9 protein-coding genes are annotated in these 15,550 nt (G+C 72.0%); 8 read left to right on the plus strand and 1 reads right to left on the minus strand.

Translation table 11 applies throughout. From position 1 onward, the window contains the following. Nucleotides 1–12 precede the first annotated feature (12 nt). From J8I34_RS06270 to J8I34_RS06305, 8 genes are read left to right on the plus strand one after another with little or no spacing between them, the layout of a single operon-like run. A complete protein-coding gene (locus J8I34_RS06270) occupies nt 13–2,001 on the plus strand; it encodes a hypothetical protein (RefSeq protein ID WP_209805628.1) in 1,989 nt (662 codons plus the stop codon). A 12-nt stretch (nt 2,002–2,013) separates the two neighbouring features. After that, nucleotides 2,014–4,278 carry a hypothetical protein gene (locus J8I34_RS06275; protein WP_209805629.1) on the plus strand — a complete coding sequence of 755 codons (2,265 nt, stop codon included), beginning with the start codon at nt 2,014–2,016 and terminating at the stop codon, nt 4,276–4,278. Between the two features lie 11 nt (nt 4,279–4,289). Then, nucleotides 4,290–4,547: a hypothetical protein gene (locus tag J8I34_RS06280; protein WP_051320289.1), complete on the plus strand. Its 258-nt coding sequence runs from the start codon at nt 4,290–4,292 to the stop codon at nt 4,545–4,547. Nucleotides 4,548–4,549: 2 nt separating this feature from the next. Next, nucleotides 4,550–6,352 (plus strand): hypothetical protein, encoded by a 1,803-nt coding sequence (locus J8I34_RS06285; RefSeq protein ID WP_209805630.1) that lies wholly within the window; start codon nt 4,550–4,552, stop codon nt 6,350–6,352. Between the two features lie 4 nt (nt 6,353–6,356). Then, on the plus strand, nt 6,357–8,504 hold the full coding sequence (locus J8I34_RS06290) for an ATP-binding protein (protein WP_209805631.1): 2,148 nt from the start codon (nt 6,357–6,359) through the stop codon (nt 8,502–8,504). 15 nt (nt 8,505–8,519) lie between these two features. Further along, complete coding sequence (locus J8I34_RS06295) at nt 8,520–10,631, plus strand: eCIS core domain-containing protein (protein WP_209805632.1); 2,112 nt, start codon at nt 8,520–8,522, stop codon at nt 10,629–10,631. A gap of 16 nt (nt 10,632–10,647) precedes the next feature. After that, nucleotides 10,648–13,674 carry an eCIS core domain-containing protein gene (locus J8I34_RS06300; RefSeq protein ID WP_209805633.1) on the plus strand — a complete coding sequence of 1,009 codons (3,027 nt, stop codon included), beginning with the start codon at nt 10,648–10,650 and terminating at the stop codon, nt 13,672–13,674. A 14-nt stretch (nt 13,675–13,688) separates the two neighbouring features. Then, nucleotides 13,689–14,162, plus strand: coding sequence for a hypothetical protein (locus tag J8I34_RS06305; RefSeq protein WP_209805634.1), 474 nt, complete (start codon nt 13,689–13,691; stop codon nt 14,160–14,162). Nucleotides 14,163–14,217: 55 nt separating this feature from the next. Here J8I34_RS06305 and J8I34_RS06310 read toward each other — a convergent pair whose 3' ends face one another. After that, the gene (locus J8I34_RS06310) at nt 14,218–15,261 is read right to left on the minus strand and encodes a sigma-54 interaction domain-containing protein (protein WP_245175794.1); all 1,044 of its coding nucleotides are present in this window, start codon (nt 15,259–15,261) and stop codon (nt 14,218–14,220) included. Nucleotides 15,262–15,550 lie beyond the last annotated feature (289 nt).

The following is a 15,550-nucleotide window of genomic DNA, read 5'->3' on the forward strand; positions in this document are numbered from 1 at the left end:
GAGCACCAGGCGATGAACACCGTGAACGACCTCTATCGCAAGCGCCAGGGCCAGAGCCCCACCGCCTGCCCGCCCGAACCCTGCGTGTGCGGCACCTGCGGCATGCTGGAATGCCTGTGCCGGCCGCGCTTCTTCGCCGGCCAGGTGCTGACCGCCGACGACCTCAACCGGCTCGACGGCTATATCCGCGGCAAGCACCGGCTGCACAACCGGCAGTTGCATGGCTGGGGCGTGGTCAACGGGCTGGAGGTGACCTGCAACCCGTGCGGCGACGGTGTCGCGGTCGGCTGCGGCTATGCGCTCAGCCCCTGCGGCGACGACATCGTGGTGTGCGAGGCGGTCAGCGTCGATGTATGCGAGCTGATCCGGCGCTGCAAGGATGCGGAGCACCGCTGGCAGCAGTGCGAGCCGATGAAGCATCCGTCGCCGCAGCAGTGCGACGCCGGCGAAGAAGAGTGGATCCTGGCGATCCGCTACGCCGAAGCGCCCGCGCGCGGCGTCAGGCCGCTGCGCCCGGCGCCGGACTGCACCGCCAACAGCTGTGCCTGCGGCGGCAATGGTGGCAAGTGCGGCTGCGGCGGGGCCTGCGGCGGCATGAAATGCGGTTGCAACGGCGGCGGCTGCAACGGCGGCGGCGGCGCCACGCTGGCCAGGCCACGCGGCGCGCCGGTGCAGTGCGAGCCCACCGTGATCTGCGAGGGCTTTGCCTTCGAGGTCTACCGCAAGCCGCCCGACAAGGCCCCGGATCCTGTCGGGACCACCGACAGCACCGTCGGGGGCGCGGCAGGCAACAACCAGGCCTTCAACCCCGACTCCGAACTGATGCAGCGCTTCCGCTGCTGCATCGAGCTGCTGGCCACGCAGATGCCCAAGCTGCCCGGCACGCTCAAGGTCCCCGCCACCGCCGCCGAGGCACAGGCGTGGTACCAGTGGATCGGCGCGGCGCGCATGCAGCTGCGCCGCTATTTCGCCAGCCACGGCAGCTACAACTGCGACCTGATGGCGCAGTTCAATGCCATCTCCTATCCCGCTGCGGGCACGCTCGCCAATGCGGGCGCCATCTACCTGGCGATGGTGCTGCTGATGATCGTGTGGCTCGACGCAGTGCTCGCCTGCTTTTGCTCGGCGCTGCTGCCGCCGTGCCCGGCGCCGACGCGCGAGGTGCGCGTGCCGCTGGCGTCGCTGCATGTCGCCGGCGGCTGCGGCGCCCAGTCCTGCCGCGTGCTGCGCGTGTGCAACTGGACCGTGCACCGCAAGTTCGCCACCACCTTCCCGTCGCTGCAGTACTGGCTCGGCATCCTGCCGTTCGGCAAGCAGCTGCGGCAGCTGCTGGAAAACCTGTGCTGCTTCGATATCGGCGGCATCCTGCCCGACACGCCGCCGCAGGACACCGTGCCGGGCGCGCAGCCCGGACTCTTTGCGATGCGCAGGGAGATCGCACCCGGTGCGGCACCGGACGTTACGCCTGACGCCGCGGCCGGGAACGGCAGCGGCAACGCCGACATCAAGCTGGCCGATGCGGCCTACCAGCGCGCCAACGACCTGCTGAACCCGGCCGTGGCCGAGCCCGGACGCATCGCCGGCGCCACCGGGCTGCTGCGCGCCGCGCTGGCGCGCACAGGCAAGACGCTGGAGTTCAGCACGCTGGCGGAAAGCATGATGGGGCCCGGCAGCCCCGGCAACGGCCGGGACCGGCTGTCCCCCGCGGAGACGGCCAACCTGCCCCAGTTCGTGATCGCCAACCAGCTGATGCGTCCGGCCGTCACGGCCGCGATCGCACCGCTGCTCGACGCCGCGCTGGGCCTGTCGCTGCGCGCCACCGCCTTTGCCGGGGCAACGCCGCAGACAGCTGCGCCCGACGCCATGGCCGCCCTGCGCACAGAGATGGACGCGCTGCGCGACAGCGTCAAGGCGCAGGCCGCGGAGATCGAACGGCTCAAGGCGGTGGCCAAACCCGCGCCCAAACCCGCCGCCAAGCGCAGCGGCCGCAAACCCGGCTAGGAGGAAGGCGCCATGACCACCGAATTCGCCGAGCGGCCGCGCTTCTTCGAGGGCCAGTACCTTGGCGCCGAGGACCTGCAGGCGCTGCTGCGCTACTTCAGCACGCTGCTGGCGCGCCATCACCTGGCCAGCCACAGCTGGGGCATCGCCTCCGGCATCGAGCTGGTCTACCAGGACTCGCCGCAGGGCACGGTCGAGGCCTACCTGACGCCGGGGTTGGCCACCGACGGCTATGGCCGCGCCATCGTGGTGGCCGAGCCCTTCCCGCTCGACGCCGGCCTGTTCGCCGGGCAGCCGGCCGGCCCGGTGAACGTCTGGCTCCGCTATGACGAGGCCGCCGGCCAGGGCGTGCGCCCGGGCTTCGAGGTGTGCGGAGCCAGCGATGCCTATGCCCGCGTGGTCGAGTCGTTCCTGGTCGAGGTCGGCGAGCGCAAGACCATCGAGACCCGCCAGAGCGGCGTGGCGCTGGGCGACGACAGCTACGGCGACGCGCGCGAGGCGCCGGGCGCGCTGCTGCCGCTGCAGCCGGTCGCGCCGGATGGGTCGGTGCCGGCGCAGCGCTTTCCCGGCGCTGACGATCCCAGCCTGTGGCTGATCCCGGTCGGGCGCGTGCTATGGCAGGGCGGCGCGCTGCAGAAGCCGACACCCGCCAGCGCCACCCAGTCACGCCTGTTCCGCCGGCATTCGGGCTGGATCGGCGAGGCGCTGCACGGCACCGGCGGCCTGCTGCGGCTGCGCGGGCGCTGGATACCGCGTGCGGGCGCCACGCCAATCGAGCAATTGTGCGAAGCCGACCAGCCCGCCGCCGCCGACCTGGTGTTCTGCGCCAGCGACCCCGACACGCCGCACTTCCGCGAACCGGTCTGGCTCGACGCCGATACGCGCGCGCGCGGCCACCTGCGCTACTACGGCACGCGCGCCGAGTGGGTCGATGCCGGCGGCACCGATTACCTGGCACAGGGCACCGTCACCGCGCTCCAGCGCGCCGCGCCCAGTGCCGTCGACGGGGTCGACCTGCAGGTGCTGCTGGGCCAGCCGCAAGGCACCGCCGGCCCGACCCGGCTCACCCTCGGCGCCGCCACGCCGACCGGCACCGATCCCTGCGCAATCGGCTTCAGCTATACCGCCGGCGTGTCGATCCAGCACGACGGCCGCGTCGGCATCGGCAGCACCGACAAGGCGCTGGCCCTGCCGCTGACGGTACGCGCGATCGCCGCCAACGGCGGCCTGGTCGCGCTGGAAGACACCGGCGGCGCGCTGGCGTGGCAGATCAACCTGGGGCCGGCCAAGAACGGCCTCAACGTGACCCAGGGCGATCCCACGCTGAGCAACCTGTTCATCGAGGCGGCCAGCGGCAATGTCGGCATCGGCACGCTGACGCCGGGCGCGCGGCTCGACATCCAGCAGGTGCCGTCGCCGCAGGGCAATGCGGTGGGCAACGGCAAGTGGCTGCAGATGGGCAACAGCGGCGCGCCCGATGCCGGCCAGGCCTGGTTCCAGTACGGCCCGCAGCTGGCACCGCTGCTGGTGCTGAGCGACCTCGACGAGCCGCCCCGGGTCCAGTTCCAGCAGGTCGGCAACGGCAACGAGGCAGCCGCCCAGTTTTCGAGCTGGATCGGCCAGGCGCGCAGCAACTCGCCCGACCTGGCGCTGTTCGGCGGCAGCGTCGGCATCGGCACGCTGACGCCGTCGCGCACGCTGCATGTGGTCGGCAGCGAGATCCACAGCGGCGGCGGCGGTGCCGGGTTTTCGTTCGAGAACCGCGAGACCGGCGCCTTTATCGGCAGCCCGGGCAACGGCGAGCGCTGGGTCTGGTACGCCAGCGGCGGCAATGCGCGGCTGTGGAGCAACGGCGACAAGCTGACCGTGACCCCGGCCGGGCGCATGGGCCTGGGCACCGCCGCGCCGGCCAGCACGCTGGAAGTGCGCGGCGCGATCCGGCTTGGCGACAACGGTGACTATTTCGCCGTGGGCGGCCTGGCCGAGATGCGCATCGTGGCCGGGCAGGCCAGCGCGGGCGGCGGCTCCGCCGGCACCGGGTGGAGCGTGACGCGCACCGGCACGGGCCAGTACACCGTGAGCTTCGCGCCGGCCTTTAACGCGACGCCGGTCATCGTCGCCAGCCTGGTCGACTCGGCCAACGACGACCAGGTTTGCACCGTGCGCAACGTAGGCCCCGGCGGTTTCACGCTGGTCGCCCGCGACGTCACGGCACCGTCGGAAGGCAGCTTCGTCGACAACGCCTTCCACTTCGTCGCCTACGGGCCCCGCACCTGAAAGGAGCCGCCATGGACCACGCCACCGCCAATGCGCCCGCGGCATCCGCCGCGCCCATCGAACGCAGCCTGCTGCAGGCGCGCCTGGCCACGCTGCGCAGCGAATACAGCGCGGGCCAGCGGCTGCTGGCCGAGGCCGAGGCGCGGGCCGCCACGCTGCGCGAGCAACTGCTGCGCATCGGCGGTGCCGCGCAGGTGCTGGAGGAGCTGCTGGCCGTCGACGCGCAGCCCGCTGCCGCGGCCGCCACAGCTGTCACTACGCAGGCATAGCCATGGCCCACCTGCGCATCCGCCACTGGCACAACGCGTACACGGTGCCTGCCGCGCACCCCGCGCCGGCCGCGCTCGGCCATCAGCTGGACGGGCTGGCGCCGAAAGTGGCACAGGCGCTGGCGGACCAGCTCGACGCCCTCGGCCTGGATGACGATGCCGTGGTGCTGTTGCCGCGGCTGGAGATCGACTGCGAGATCGACACCGCGTGCCCCGGCGAGCAGATCGTGCGCCACTGGTCGCGCCAGCTGGCGCTGGCCGTTGCGCGCGCAGTGGCGGACCCCGCCGGCGACGCCATGCAGATGCCCTCGCGCGCGGCCTACCATGCGCGCTTCATCGAACGGCTGCTGCGCGGCGACGGCTGGGACAGCTGGCTCTTCCACCGCTTTGCCGGCCTGCGCATGCTGCCGGCAGCGGCGGCCATCCGCACGCTGCTGACCGAAGACGCCGCCACCGGGCGCGCCACGCTGGCGCTGCTGGACGGGGCAAGCTGGCCCACGCTGCTGGCGGCGCTGGGCGAGCGCGAGGCGGTGCGCATCCTGTGCCGCTGGCACGAGCAGGAGAGCCATGGCGCCGATGCAGGCCACCTGGACCCCGCTGCCGGCGCATGGCGAGCGGCCTCGCCGGGCCGCGTTCCCGCGCCGCTGCTGGCGCTGTGGCTGCTTGCACACGGCGGTGCGGCGCAACCAGCCGGCATTGGCGCGGTTTGCTGGCTGGCGGCCTTGCTGTCGATGCCTGACGACATGGCCGCCGGCGAACTGGCGCGGATGGCAACGCGCGGCGTGATCGCCGTGACCGACAAGGGGCCAGCCCTGTCCACGGATGCGGACTGGCTGCTGCTGCTCGCCACCACGCCGCAGGCCGTGCGTGCAGCGATGGCGCCGCTGGCGTCGCAGGCGAGGCAGCTCCGGCACGACCGCGTGCCAGCCACAACCGACGCTGCGCCGGAGCAGCTTGACGCGCCATTCGGTGGCCTCGCGTGGCTGCTGCCTGCCCTGCACGACCTGTCCGACCGGCACGACCTGCACGACCCGTGCGACCCGTGCGACGCCGGCTGGGCCACCGCACTGCCCCCGCCTCCAGCCGGGGCCGGCAGCGCGCGCGACCTTGCCGTGCTGCTGGCGCTGTCGATCGCTGCCGGCCATCGTGGCGAACAGGTGTGGCGCGATCCGTTCTGGCGCACCTTCCTGCGGGTGGCACCGGGCGTCGCGTTGCCGGCGCTGCACGACTGGCTGGCCGCCGCGGACCCCGGCGCGCCCGCCCTGGCGCTGGCCACCACGTTGCGCCGCTGCGCCTTCACCGGCGCCGCGCGACTCCGGCTGCCGGCCGGCGCGACCCGCATCGAGGTATGGGTCGAGCCCGGCAGCGCCTGCCGCCTGCATGCCGCGACGCCACCGGCCAACCTGGCCGACCTGGGCGACCTGGCCGAGTCCGCCCCGCTGCCCTTCGCCATGCGGCTGCGCCTGACGCGGCTGCTGCGCCAGGATCTTGCGCTGCTGCGCGCCAGCCCGGTGCTGGCGGCGCTGCCGCCGGCCTGGCAGGACACCTTCGCCACGCTGGCGCAGGCCGCGCTGCGGCGCACTGCCTTCCGCATTCCGGGAGCGGCCTGCTGCACCTTGCCCTACCTGTTCCACAACGTGCTCGACACGCGCGGCGAAGCCCGGCGCGAAGACTCCACCGCCGCGGCCTGGACCCTCCTGCTGCGCCGCCCGCCGCTGCATGTGCTGCTGAGCCTGAACGGCATGGCACGGCTGCGGCTCACCTGGCCAGGCCAGCGCCAACTGGCCTTGCACTGCACGGAGTGAGGCGATGCGCCGCGATCTCGACCCGCTCATCGCCGGCGGCCCACAGGCACCGATGCCGGCGCCATGGCCGCAGGCACACCCCTTCGGCAACGAACGGCTCTGGCTGGACTGCCTGGTCGAGCGCGAAATCCTGCGCCTGCGCGCGCGCTACGAACTGTCGCTCGACGAACTGCGCGGCCTCTATATTTCCGATCGCCAGGTCGATGCGCTGCTGCGCCAGCAGGCCGGGCAGGACGGACAGCCCGATGCCGATCCCGCCGGCGCGCTCACGCGCCAGGCCGCGCAGTGGCGCGAGCATTTCAACGCGGGCTCGCCGCTGGCGCTGCTGGGCGAGCGGCTGGCGCTGGCACCGGCGGATCTGGAGCTGCTGTTCATCGTGCTCGCGCCCGAACTCGACCTGCGCTACGAGACGCTCTACGCCTACCTGAACAACGACATCACGCGCAAATTCGCCACCGTCGACATGGTGTGCCGGCTGCTCGGCGCCGACGGCGTCCCGCATGACGCCGCCGCGCTGCGCGGCCGCATCGGCACGCTGGCCGCCGCCGGCATCCTGGTGCTGGCCGACGGCGCGGAGCAGCGCAGCGCGCTGGGACAGGGGCTGGCACTGGTTCCGCCGGCGGTGCGGTTCCTGCTCGGCATCCCGCCTCCCGCCCAGGAAATCCCCGGCACTGACGAACCCTGGCTGGAAACCGTGGCCGCCGGCGACCATACCGCGCCGCACACGCGGCACACGTCGCATGCCTCGGCCGAGCTGATCGCCTGCCGCGGCGACGACGCCGGGCGCCAGGCCGGCTGGGCACGCCAGCTGCTGGCATGCCGCGGGCGCCACGCGCTGCACCTGGCGCCCGCCGCCCTGCTATCCGGCACGGCGGCGCTGCTGTGCGCGCGGCTTGCCGGCGCCGCGCTGGTGCTGCACGAGGCCGCCGGCCGCGACCCCGCCGCCGACGAGCGCCTGGCCGGCGCGCTGCGGCATGCGCTCGACACCGGCGTCGACGTGCTGTGGCTGGTGCCGCCCGGCTGGCACCCCACGCCCGCGCTGGCGCGCCTGCCACTGACCAGCTTCGCGCTGCGCGCCGCCAGCAGCGCCGAGCGCGCGCGGGACTGGGCGGATGCGCTGCACGACGCCGGGCCTGGCGATGGCGGGCCGGCCGCGCAGGCCATGGCGGGCATGCTTGCCGGCCGCTTCTCGCTGTCGGGCACGCGCATCCGGCAGGCCGCGCGCGCGGCGCGGGCGCTGCGTGCCGCCGATCCCGCCATCGGCCCCGACGAAGCCCTCGACCGGGCCGCGCGCCAGCTCGCCGCGCAGGGACTGGCGCAGGTGGCGGAGCTGGCTACGCGCCCGCACCGCTGGCCGCAGCTGGTGCTGCCCGCCACCACGCTGCAACTGCTGCACGAGATCGCCGCGGCCATCGCGTGCCGCGAACAGGTGTTCCGCGAGTGGAACATGCAGGGCCGTACCGGCCGCAGCGCGGGGCTGATGGTGCTGTTCGCCGGCGCGTCGGGCACCGGCAAGACCATGGCGGCGTCGGTGCTTGCCAACCACGCCGGCCTGGACCTGTTCCGCGTCGACCTGGCCAGCGTGGTGTCGAAATACATCGGCGAGACCGAGAAGAACCTGGAGCGCATCTTCAGCGCCGCGCGGGACGCCGACGCGATCCTGCTGTTCGACGAGGCCGATGCCCTGCTCGGCAAGCGCGCCGAGGTCAAGGACGCGCACGACCGCTACGCCAATATCGAGGTGGCATACCTGCTGCAGCGCATGGAAACGCACGACGGCGTGGTGATCCTGGCCAGCAACCTGCCCAAGAACCTTGACCCGGCCTTTGCGCGGCGCATGCACTACACGGTCGAGTTCGGGCGGCCCAATGCGGCGCTGCGCGAGCAGTTGTGGCGCGGCATGTTCCCGCCGGGCGTGCCGCTGACGGGCGACATCGACTATACGTTCGTCGCCGGGGAATTCGAGCTGACCGGCGGCGACATCCAGACCATTGCGCTGGAAGCGGCCCTGCTCGCCGCGGGCGAAGGCAGCGCGGTCGGCATGGCGCAACTGATGCGGGCACTGTCGCGGCGCCAGACCAAGCATGGCGATCCCGGCGCGGCGGCGCGCTTCCGCGCCTACCAGGACACCGTCGAACGGGGGCGCGCCTGAGGCGCGGCGACGGCCATGGCGCACTATGCCCGCCATGCCTGGCGGCAACGGCCCGCGGGCGAACCGCCGCAAGGACCCGGCCGGCAGCACCACCGGCCCGGTGCCGGCGGCGCGCCGGCGCGGCTCGACAACCAGGCCGCCCAACGCTACCGGCCCGGGACCGGGACCGGCCGCCACGATGTCGCTGCCATGCTCGCCAGGCTCGCCGCCCTGCCCGCGCGCAGGCTGGATGCCCGCGAGCGCGAACGCCTGCCCGCCGCGGTGCGCGAGCCGGCCAGGCAGGCCCTGCTGCACACCGGCCCCGAGGCTGCCGCCATGGCGCTGGCCTTGCGCGCCCGGGCTTTCACGGCCGGTCGCCACGTTGCCTTCGGCGAGCTCCAGTTCGCGCCGGGCTCGACAGCTGGCAACCGGCTGCTCACGCACGAGCTGAGCCACGTCGGCCAGCACCGCGGCGGCGACCTCCCCAGCCATGGCGAAGTGGCCCCGGCCAGCAGCGCGCCGGAGCAGGAAGCCGCGCGGGTGGCGGAGGGCACCGCGCCTGCCCTCGCCGCCCCCGCGCACGGCGGCATCCTGCGCGACGAAGACCGGACCTCGAGCCGCGACGACCTGATCGCGCGCTTCCGCGCCGCCGTGCGCTATGGCCGCTGGGAAGAAGCGGCTGTGCTGCTCAACGGCTTCAGTGACAAAGACATCGACATGCTGCTGGGCGAGCTCTCGCGCAAGGACCGCGAGCTGCTGCGCAACGGCGCCGCCAGGGGCATGCCCGGGTGGTCGAAGCGGGTCACCGATCCGATCGAGGGCATGGCCTTTGCCGACATGGAGCAGGACCGCATCCGCCAGTTGCGGCAGGACTACGACAACGCCGTCGCCAAGGGCAACTGGGACGACGCGGCCCTGCTGCTCAACGGCTTCAACGACGCGGACATCGCGGCACGCACCGCGCAGCTGGGCCCCGAACAGCTCGACGCGCTGACCCAGGCCGCGGACCGCAAGATGCCGGGCTGGGGAGACCGCGTGATCTTTCCCGCCCAGGCCAGCCTGCTCAACCAGGTGCCGCTGCTGTTCCCCGGCGGCGGCGCGCCGCGCAACCCGCTGGTCAACTGGAACGCGGGCAACCTGCGCGGCCTGCCGGCGGAAGACATGGTGCTGGTCAACAACTATGCGGGCGCGGTCAAGCTGCCGCGCAACTTTCCCGGCGTGGATTTCATCGAGGGCGGCACCGCCACGCCGATCACCGGCCTCGGGCGGCAGGGCCTGCCCTTCTCCGGCCAGAGCGCCAGCATCGAGGGCGGCGGGCTGATCCAGCTCAAGACGATGAAGAACTCGCTGGACTTCTACCAGCAGCCCGACACGATGTACAAGGAACTGAGCAAGGGGCTGGAAAAGCTCGCCAACTTCGAGCCCGGCACCGGGCGCAGCGAGAAGATCGGCAACGAATGGTTCCGCATCGAACACCAGGGCACGCCGCAACGCCGCATCCTCCATATCGAGCTGGAGGTCGCGCCGACGCCGCAGCAGCAGGCGCAGCTGGCCCGGCTGGCGACCGACGCGCAGAGCTACGGCGCCTTCGGCGCGGGCAACAAGGTCGAGGTGGTGGTCAAGACGCCGCCGCCGCAGAGCAAGGCCGGCCCCTATGCCAGCTGGGGCGCGGGCACCTTCAACATCGCGCTGTTCGCCGCGCAGACCATTGGCCGGCAGAAGAAGATGGCGCGGGACCTGGAAACCAAGGGCTACGCGCCGGTGGGCCCGCTGGCCTACGCCGACCAGCCGTGGTACGTCAGGCTCGGCAGCTTCCTGCGCGGCGACTTCATGGAGCGCTTCGGCGATGTCGGGCCGGTCAATATGCCCGTGTGGCGCGCCAACGTCCGCGGCAAGGCGAACGCCAAGCGTCCCGGTGAAACGCTGGTGGTGAGCTGGCAGTACAAGGACCCGCTGGATCCGCTGGGCTTTATCCAGGACGTCGACGTCACCTACCAGAAGAAGCAGGATGGCAGCTGGGAAGTGAAATCGGTCGAGGACAAGCCAGATGGCTTTACGCCGCCCAGCCTCGATACGATCCTGGATCCCCAGGTGACGGACCAGGGCGTGGAACTCCACCTGACCTGCTCCGCCACCCGGTGCGCCTGAGCCGCCGGAGAACGCCATGCAGACCCGAGCCCACGCTGACCGCACCGCCAACGCCGCCGGCACCGACCGGGGCGACCGGGCCGGAAAGCCTGCCAGTGCCGGACGCCAGCAGCGCGGCGGCGCCGACCCCGCCGGCACCCGCCTTGCCGGCGCCGCGCAGCCTGGCAATTTGGCCCTGCAGGACCTCTACGCGCGTGGCGAGATCCGCGCCAGGCACACGGTGGGCGCACCCGGCGACCCCGAAGAAGCCGAAGCCGACCGCATGGCCGATGCCGCGCTGGCCGGCAAGCCCGCCGGCTGCACCTGCGCGGCCGGCCAGCCGCCGTGCCCCCATTGCCGGGCCGCGGCGCACGGCACCGTGCGCCGCAAGCCGCGCGGCCATGGCTTGCCTGCCGGTTCCTCCAACCTGTCGCTGGGCCATGCGAGGCATCTCGGCGACAGCGAGCGCAGCTTCTTCGAGGCGCGCTACCAGGCCGACCTGTCCGACGTCCGCATCCACGACAATGCCGACGCTGCCGCCAGCGCGGCGCAACTGGACGCCCGTGCCTTCGCCCTCGGTTCGCACATCGCCTTCGGCGCAGGCCAGTACCGGCCGCACACCAGCGATGGCAAGCGGCTGCTCGGGCACGAACTCGCGCACGTGCTGCAGGACGGCCGTCGCGCGCAATCCGCGCCGACGCTGCGCCGGGATCCGCTGCAGTCCTCCTCGGCGTCAACCTCGTCCACCTCATCCACCTCGTCCACCTCATCCACCTCATCCACCAGCCAGGCCTCTTCCCCGCTGAGCCTGGCGCCATCCGCCGGCGAGCCCCAGGTCTGCCGCGCAGAAGCCCCGGCCGCGCCGCAGATGTGCGTGGCGCCACCCGACCCGGCCAACCCGACCGTGCTGAACCTGACCGGCTCGCTGGACGAGCGCGTGTCGTCCTTCAAGGAGCTGGTGAAGACCACGGCCATCCACCGGTTGCTGGCGAACAAGCGCAATCTCGGCATGTGGTCGGAGCTGGTGGACGAAGTCATTCCCAGCGAAGACCTGGCGGCAATGGGGATGACGCAATCCGGCGCGTCGCGCCCCTACTTCGAGCTGCAGGAAATGCGCGACCCGCTGATGCGCGAGCTGCGCGCGAGGCAGGCGTTCGGCGAGTTCCGGGCCTGCACCGGCTGCCACCTGGAAACGCAGATCTCCGCCTCGCGGACCGAGCGCGAGGCGCGCAGCTTCGGCAGCTGGGCCACCCCGACCGAACTGCGCGCGGGCATCCGTCCGCCGTCGCGCTTCGACACGCCGGCCGGCCAGTCCCTCCTGCCTGACCTGGGCGCGCTCTACGGCCTCGCGCCGGCGCCCGCCACCGGCGCGGCGACCCCGACCATCGCCGGCGGCAGCGCGCGGCCCAGCCTGTACCGCCCGCCGGCGGGATCGGCCGAAGCCGAGCTGCACCAGATGTTTCCCGATCCCGCGGCGACCCGGCAAGCGCTGGCCCGGGTCGGGCCGATCATGCAGGCACTGGGACCGGAGGGCTACAAGGTGCTGCCGGAGGGCATGCTCGACACGCTGCGCACCGGCACCGCGCTGGAGATACGCGAACAGATTATCTCGGCCATCACCACGCGCCGCGGCAACTACGACGAACTGATCAGCAAGATCCGCGCAAACGAGGTCGGCTACGAGCATTTCGGCCCTGTCATCCGGAGCCTGCTGCCGCTCGCCGACCCGGAGGTCCGCACCGCCATCCAGGATGAGATGGACCGCAACGCGTTCTGGGAGAAGGTCGAGTCAGTCGTCGTGGCCGCCCTGTCGGCACTGGCGCTGCTGCTCGCCATCTTCCCGCCGACCTCGGCTGCCGGCATCGCATTCTTCGCCGCGCTGGAAATCTCGCTTGGCGTCTATGGCGTGCAGAAGGGCCAGGAATCGATGCGCATCGGCTCCGCCTACGCGCTGGCCACCGGCGCGCACGACGTCTTCACGCCCGAGCAGCAGCGGGCCGGCGACGCGATGGTGCTCGGCGGCTTCATCAGCGTGGCCACCGGCTACCTGGGCATTTTCAGCGGGGCCTTCCGCATGAGCGCCGCCCTGCCGCGCGCAGCGCCGCTGGCGGAAGGCACCACCGCGCTGGCCGGCCGCGGCACGACCGCGGCCCGCACCATCGAGCGTGGCGAGTACGTCATCACAATCGGCGAGGACGGCGCCATGTTCGTGACCGTCGCCTCTCGCCCCGACCTGGTGATCATGGTGCGCGGCGAAACCGCGACGCTGTACCAGCTGCTCGAAGGCGGCGGCATGCGGGTCGCCGCCACCGCGACCGTGCCGTCACGGGCAGCGGGCCCGGCGCCGCTGCTGCTGGGCGCGGGCACCGAAACCGGCGCGGCCAGTACCGCGCTGGTACCAGCGGGCACGCAGTCGCTGGTCGCCCCGGCGTCGGGTGCCACGGGCCACGCCCCGCTAATGCTGGGCGCCGGCAGCGAAGCAGGTGCCGCCAGCACCGCCCTGGTGCCGGTCGGCCCGCAGGCGCTAGTGCCGTTTGCGCCGGCGTCGCCCCTGTCGACCACGGGCCCGCTGTCGCTCGGCACCGGCCAGGCCGGCCGCGTGCTGATCACGCCGCCGCCACGCGAGCCCTTGATGCTCGGGCCGGGCAATGCCACCACCTACACCTGGGACGAGATCAGCCGCATGCGCCAGCCCATGCTGTGGCAAGAGCGTGAGACGCACCTGCAGCAGCTGTACGGCGCGCCCGGGCAACAGCATTTCCCGGTGCCAAATACTGGCGGGCGCTACGTGGATGTGCCCGTGCCGCAGGCCGGCGGCGGCGTGCTGGCGGGCGAAGCCAAGTCATACACGCGCTGGATCGGCGTGCCCGGACAGCGCGGCGGGATTGCGAATCAGGTCGAACTCACCGACCGCATCCGCGAACAGATCCAGCGCGACGTCTGGCTGCGCAACAACGTCCCGGGCTATGATCCACGCTGGATGTTCACTGACGCCCCGCCTTCTGCGGCTTTGCGGCAGGCACTGCGGGACGAGGGCATCGTCTTTATCGAGTACCGCTTCTGACCGACTTGACCGACTTGACCGACTTGACCGAGCCCGCCCAACCCCTCCCTTCGCTGGCCGCCCGCCGCGCCTGGCTGGACACGCTCAAGGCGCGCCAGCGCGACATGCTGGGCGAACTCGCGCAGGTCGCCGGCATCGTGCCCCACAGCGCCCTGTGGGACGATCCGCAGGGCCAGTTCGCGCGGCTCGCGGCCTTTGTCGATGGCACCGACCTGCGGCCGGCCACGGACGATGCGCGCACCTGGCTGCTGAACCGGCTCGGCCTTTACCTGGCGCACTACGTGATGGCCCGCCACGGCGGCCAGCTCACGGTGCAGGACAATCCGCAGCAGCGCTTCTATCTTGCCTTTGTCGTCAGCGGCATGGACGCGCCGGTGCCGGCCGGGGCCAGGCTCGACCCGTTCGCGCTCGCTTACGACGCGATCCACGCACTGCCGCGCATCCCGCTCGGCACGCTGCTTGCCACCGCCGAACACGCGCTCACCTGAGTCGACCCATGAATCGGCCCGCATCGGCCGCATCGCAAGCGCGCCTGCAAGCCGGCTAGGAGAACTCGGCCCGGTCGATGCCGTGCTTCTTCAGCAACCGTCCGAAGACCCGTCGCTCCTTGCCCGCTTCACGCGCCGCCGCGGACACGTTGCCGTGGCTGCGCGCCAGCGCCGAGCGCAGGTAGGCCGCCTCGAATACCGCCAGGGCCTGGTTGCGCGCCTCCTTGAATGGCTGCATGCCGGGCGCAGCCTCGCTGGCCAAGTCGACCGTGCAAGGCGCCGCCGGGCAGCCTTCGGCATGCACGACGCGCCCCTCGCACGACAGCAGGCAACGCTGCACGAAGTTTTCCAGCTCACGCACGTTGCCCCGCCAGGGCTGTGCCAGCATCCACGCCAGCGAGTCCTGGTCGAACCGGCAGCCGGGCCAGCCATAGCGCGCGCAGAAGCGGGACGCGAACAGCTCGACCAGCGGCGGGATGTCTTCGGGGCGTTCTCTGAGGCTCGGCATGCGGACGTTGGCGACGTTGAGCCGGTAGAGCAGATCCTCGCGGAACCAGCCTTCCAGCGCGCCCTGCTTCAGTTCGCGGTTGGTGGCGGCGACGATGCGCACGTCGGCGCTGCGGCTTTGCGCGGCGCCCAGCGGCCGGTAGCGGAAGTCCTGCAGAAAGCGCAGCAGCGCCGCCTGGCTGCGCAGGGACAATGCATGGATTTCGTCGAAGAACAGCGTGCCGCCTTCTGCCTGCGCGACCAGGCCGGCTGCATCGCGGCGCGCATCGGTATAGGCGCCGCGCACGTGGCCGAAGAGCTCGCCTTCGAACAGCGTTTCGGGCAGCGCGCCGCAATCCACCGGGACGAAAGGCCGGTCTCGGCGCCGGCCGCGGTAGTGCAGGCTGCGCGCCACCAGTTCCTTGCCGGTACCCGTCTCGCCCAGGATCAGCACGGGCACCTCGACGCGGGCCAGCCGGGCCACCATCGCCATCGCCTTGCGGAACACCTGGCTGGATCCCAGCAATCCGCCGGGGTCCTCGCCCTCCGGCATGGCGCCGTGCTCCCCCGCCTGCGCGATGCCGGCAGGCGCGATTTCTTGTTTCGGAGACATCTTTTTCTCCCCCGGCGCCGGCAGCGCAGCGACAACCATCACGCGCCACAGGTCCAAATGCCTCACCCCGCGCCTTTGTGCAGGGCAGCAGCAAAGAGGCGGGATGGCTACACACTAGCCCATGGCGGCCGAAACGCAATTAAGTTCGCCGCAGATCAGCTTTCATGCGCATTTGCTTTTTGCTTTCAACGCCTTAGGCATTTGGCGGGGCGATTTCCCAGCGCAGGTATGTTGCATTTTGTGTTGTTAATTGGCATTTTGTGGAATAACATCAAGACTCGATCCGCGC

Origin of the sequence: Cupriavidus phytohabitans (assembly GCF_017815025.1) — a bacterium.
GTDB lineage: Bacteria > Pseudomonadota > Gammaproteobacteria > Burkholderiales > Burkholderiaceae > Cupriavidus.

Coding starts and splice junctions, on each gene's coding strand:
- J8I34_RS06270 (WP_209805628.1), top strand. CDS start 13: ATGAACACCGTGAACGACCTCTATCGCAAGCGCCAGGGCCAGAGCCCC.
- J8I34_RS06275 (WP_209805629.1), top strand. CDS start 2,014: ATGACCACCGAATTCGCCGAGCGGCCGCGCTTCTTCGAGGGCCAGTAC.
- J8I34_RS06280 (WP_051320289.1), top strand. CDS start 4,290: ATGGACCACGCCACCGCCAATGCGCCCGCGGCATCCGCCGCGCCCATC.
- J8I34_RS06285 (WP_209805630.1), top strand. CDS start 4,550: ATGGCCCACCTGCGCATCCGCCACTGGCACAACGCGTACACGGTGCCT.
- J8I34_RS06290 (WP_209805631.1), top strand. CDS start 6,357: ATGCGCCGCGATCTCGACCCGCTCATCGCCGGCGGCCCACAGGCACCG.
- J8I34_RS06295 (WP_209805632.1), top strand. CDS start 8,520: ATGGCGCACTATGCCCGCCATGCCTGGCGGCAACGGCCCGCGGGCGAA.
- J8I34_RS06300 (WP_209805633.1), top strand. CDS start 10,648: ATGCAGACCCGAGCCCACGCTGACCGCACCGCCAACGCCGCCGGCACC.
- J8I34_RS06310 (WP_245175794.1), bottom strand. CDS start 15,261: ATGTCTCCGAAACAAGAAATCGCGCCTGCCGGCATCGCGCAGGCGGGG.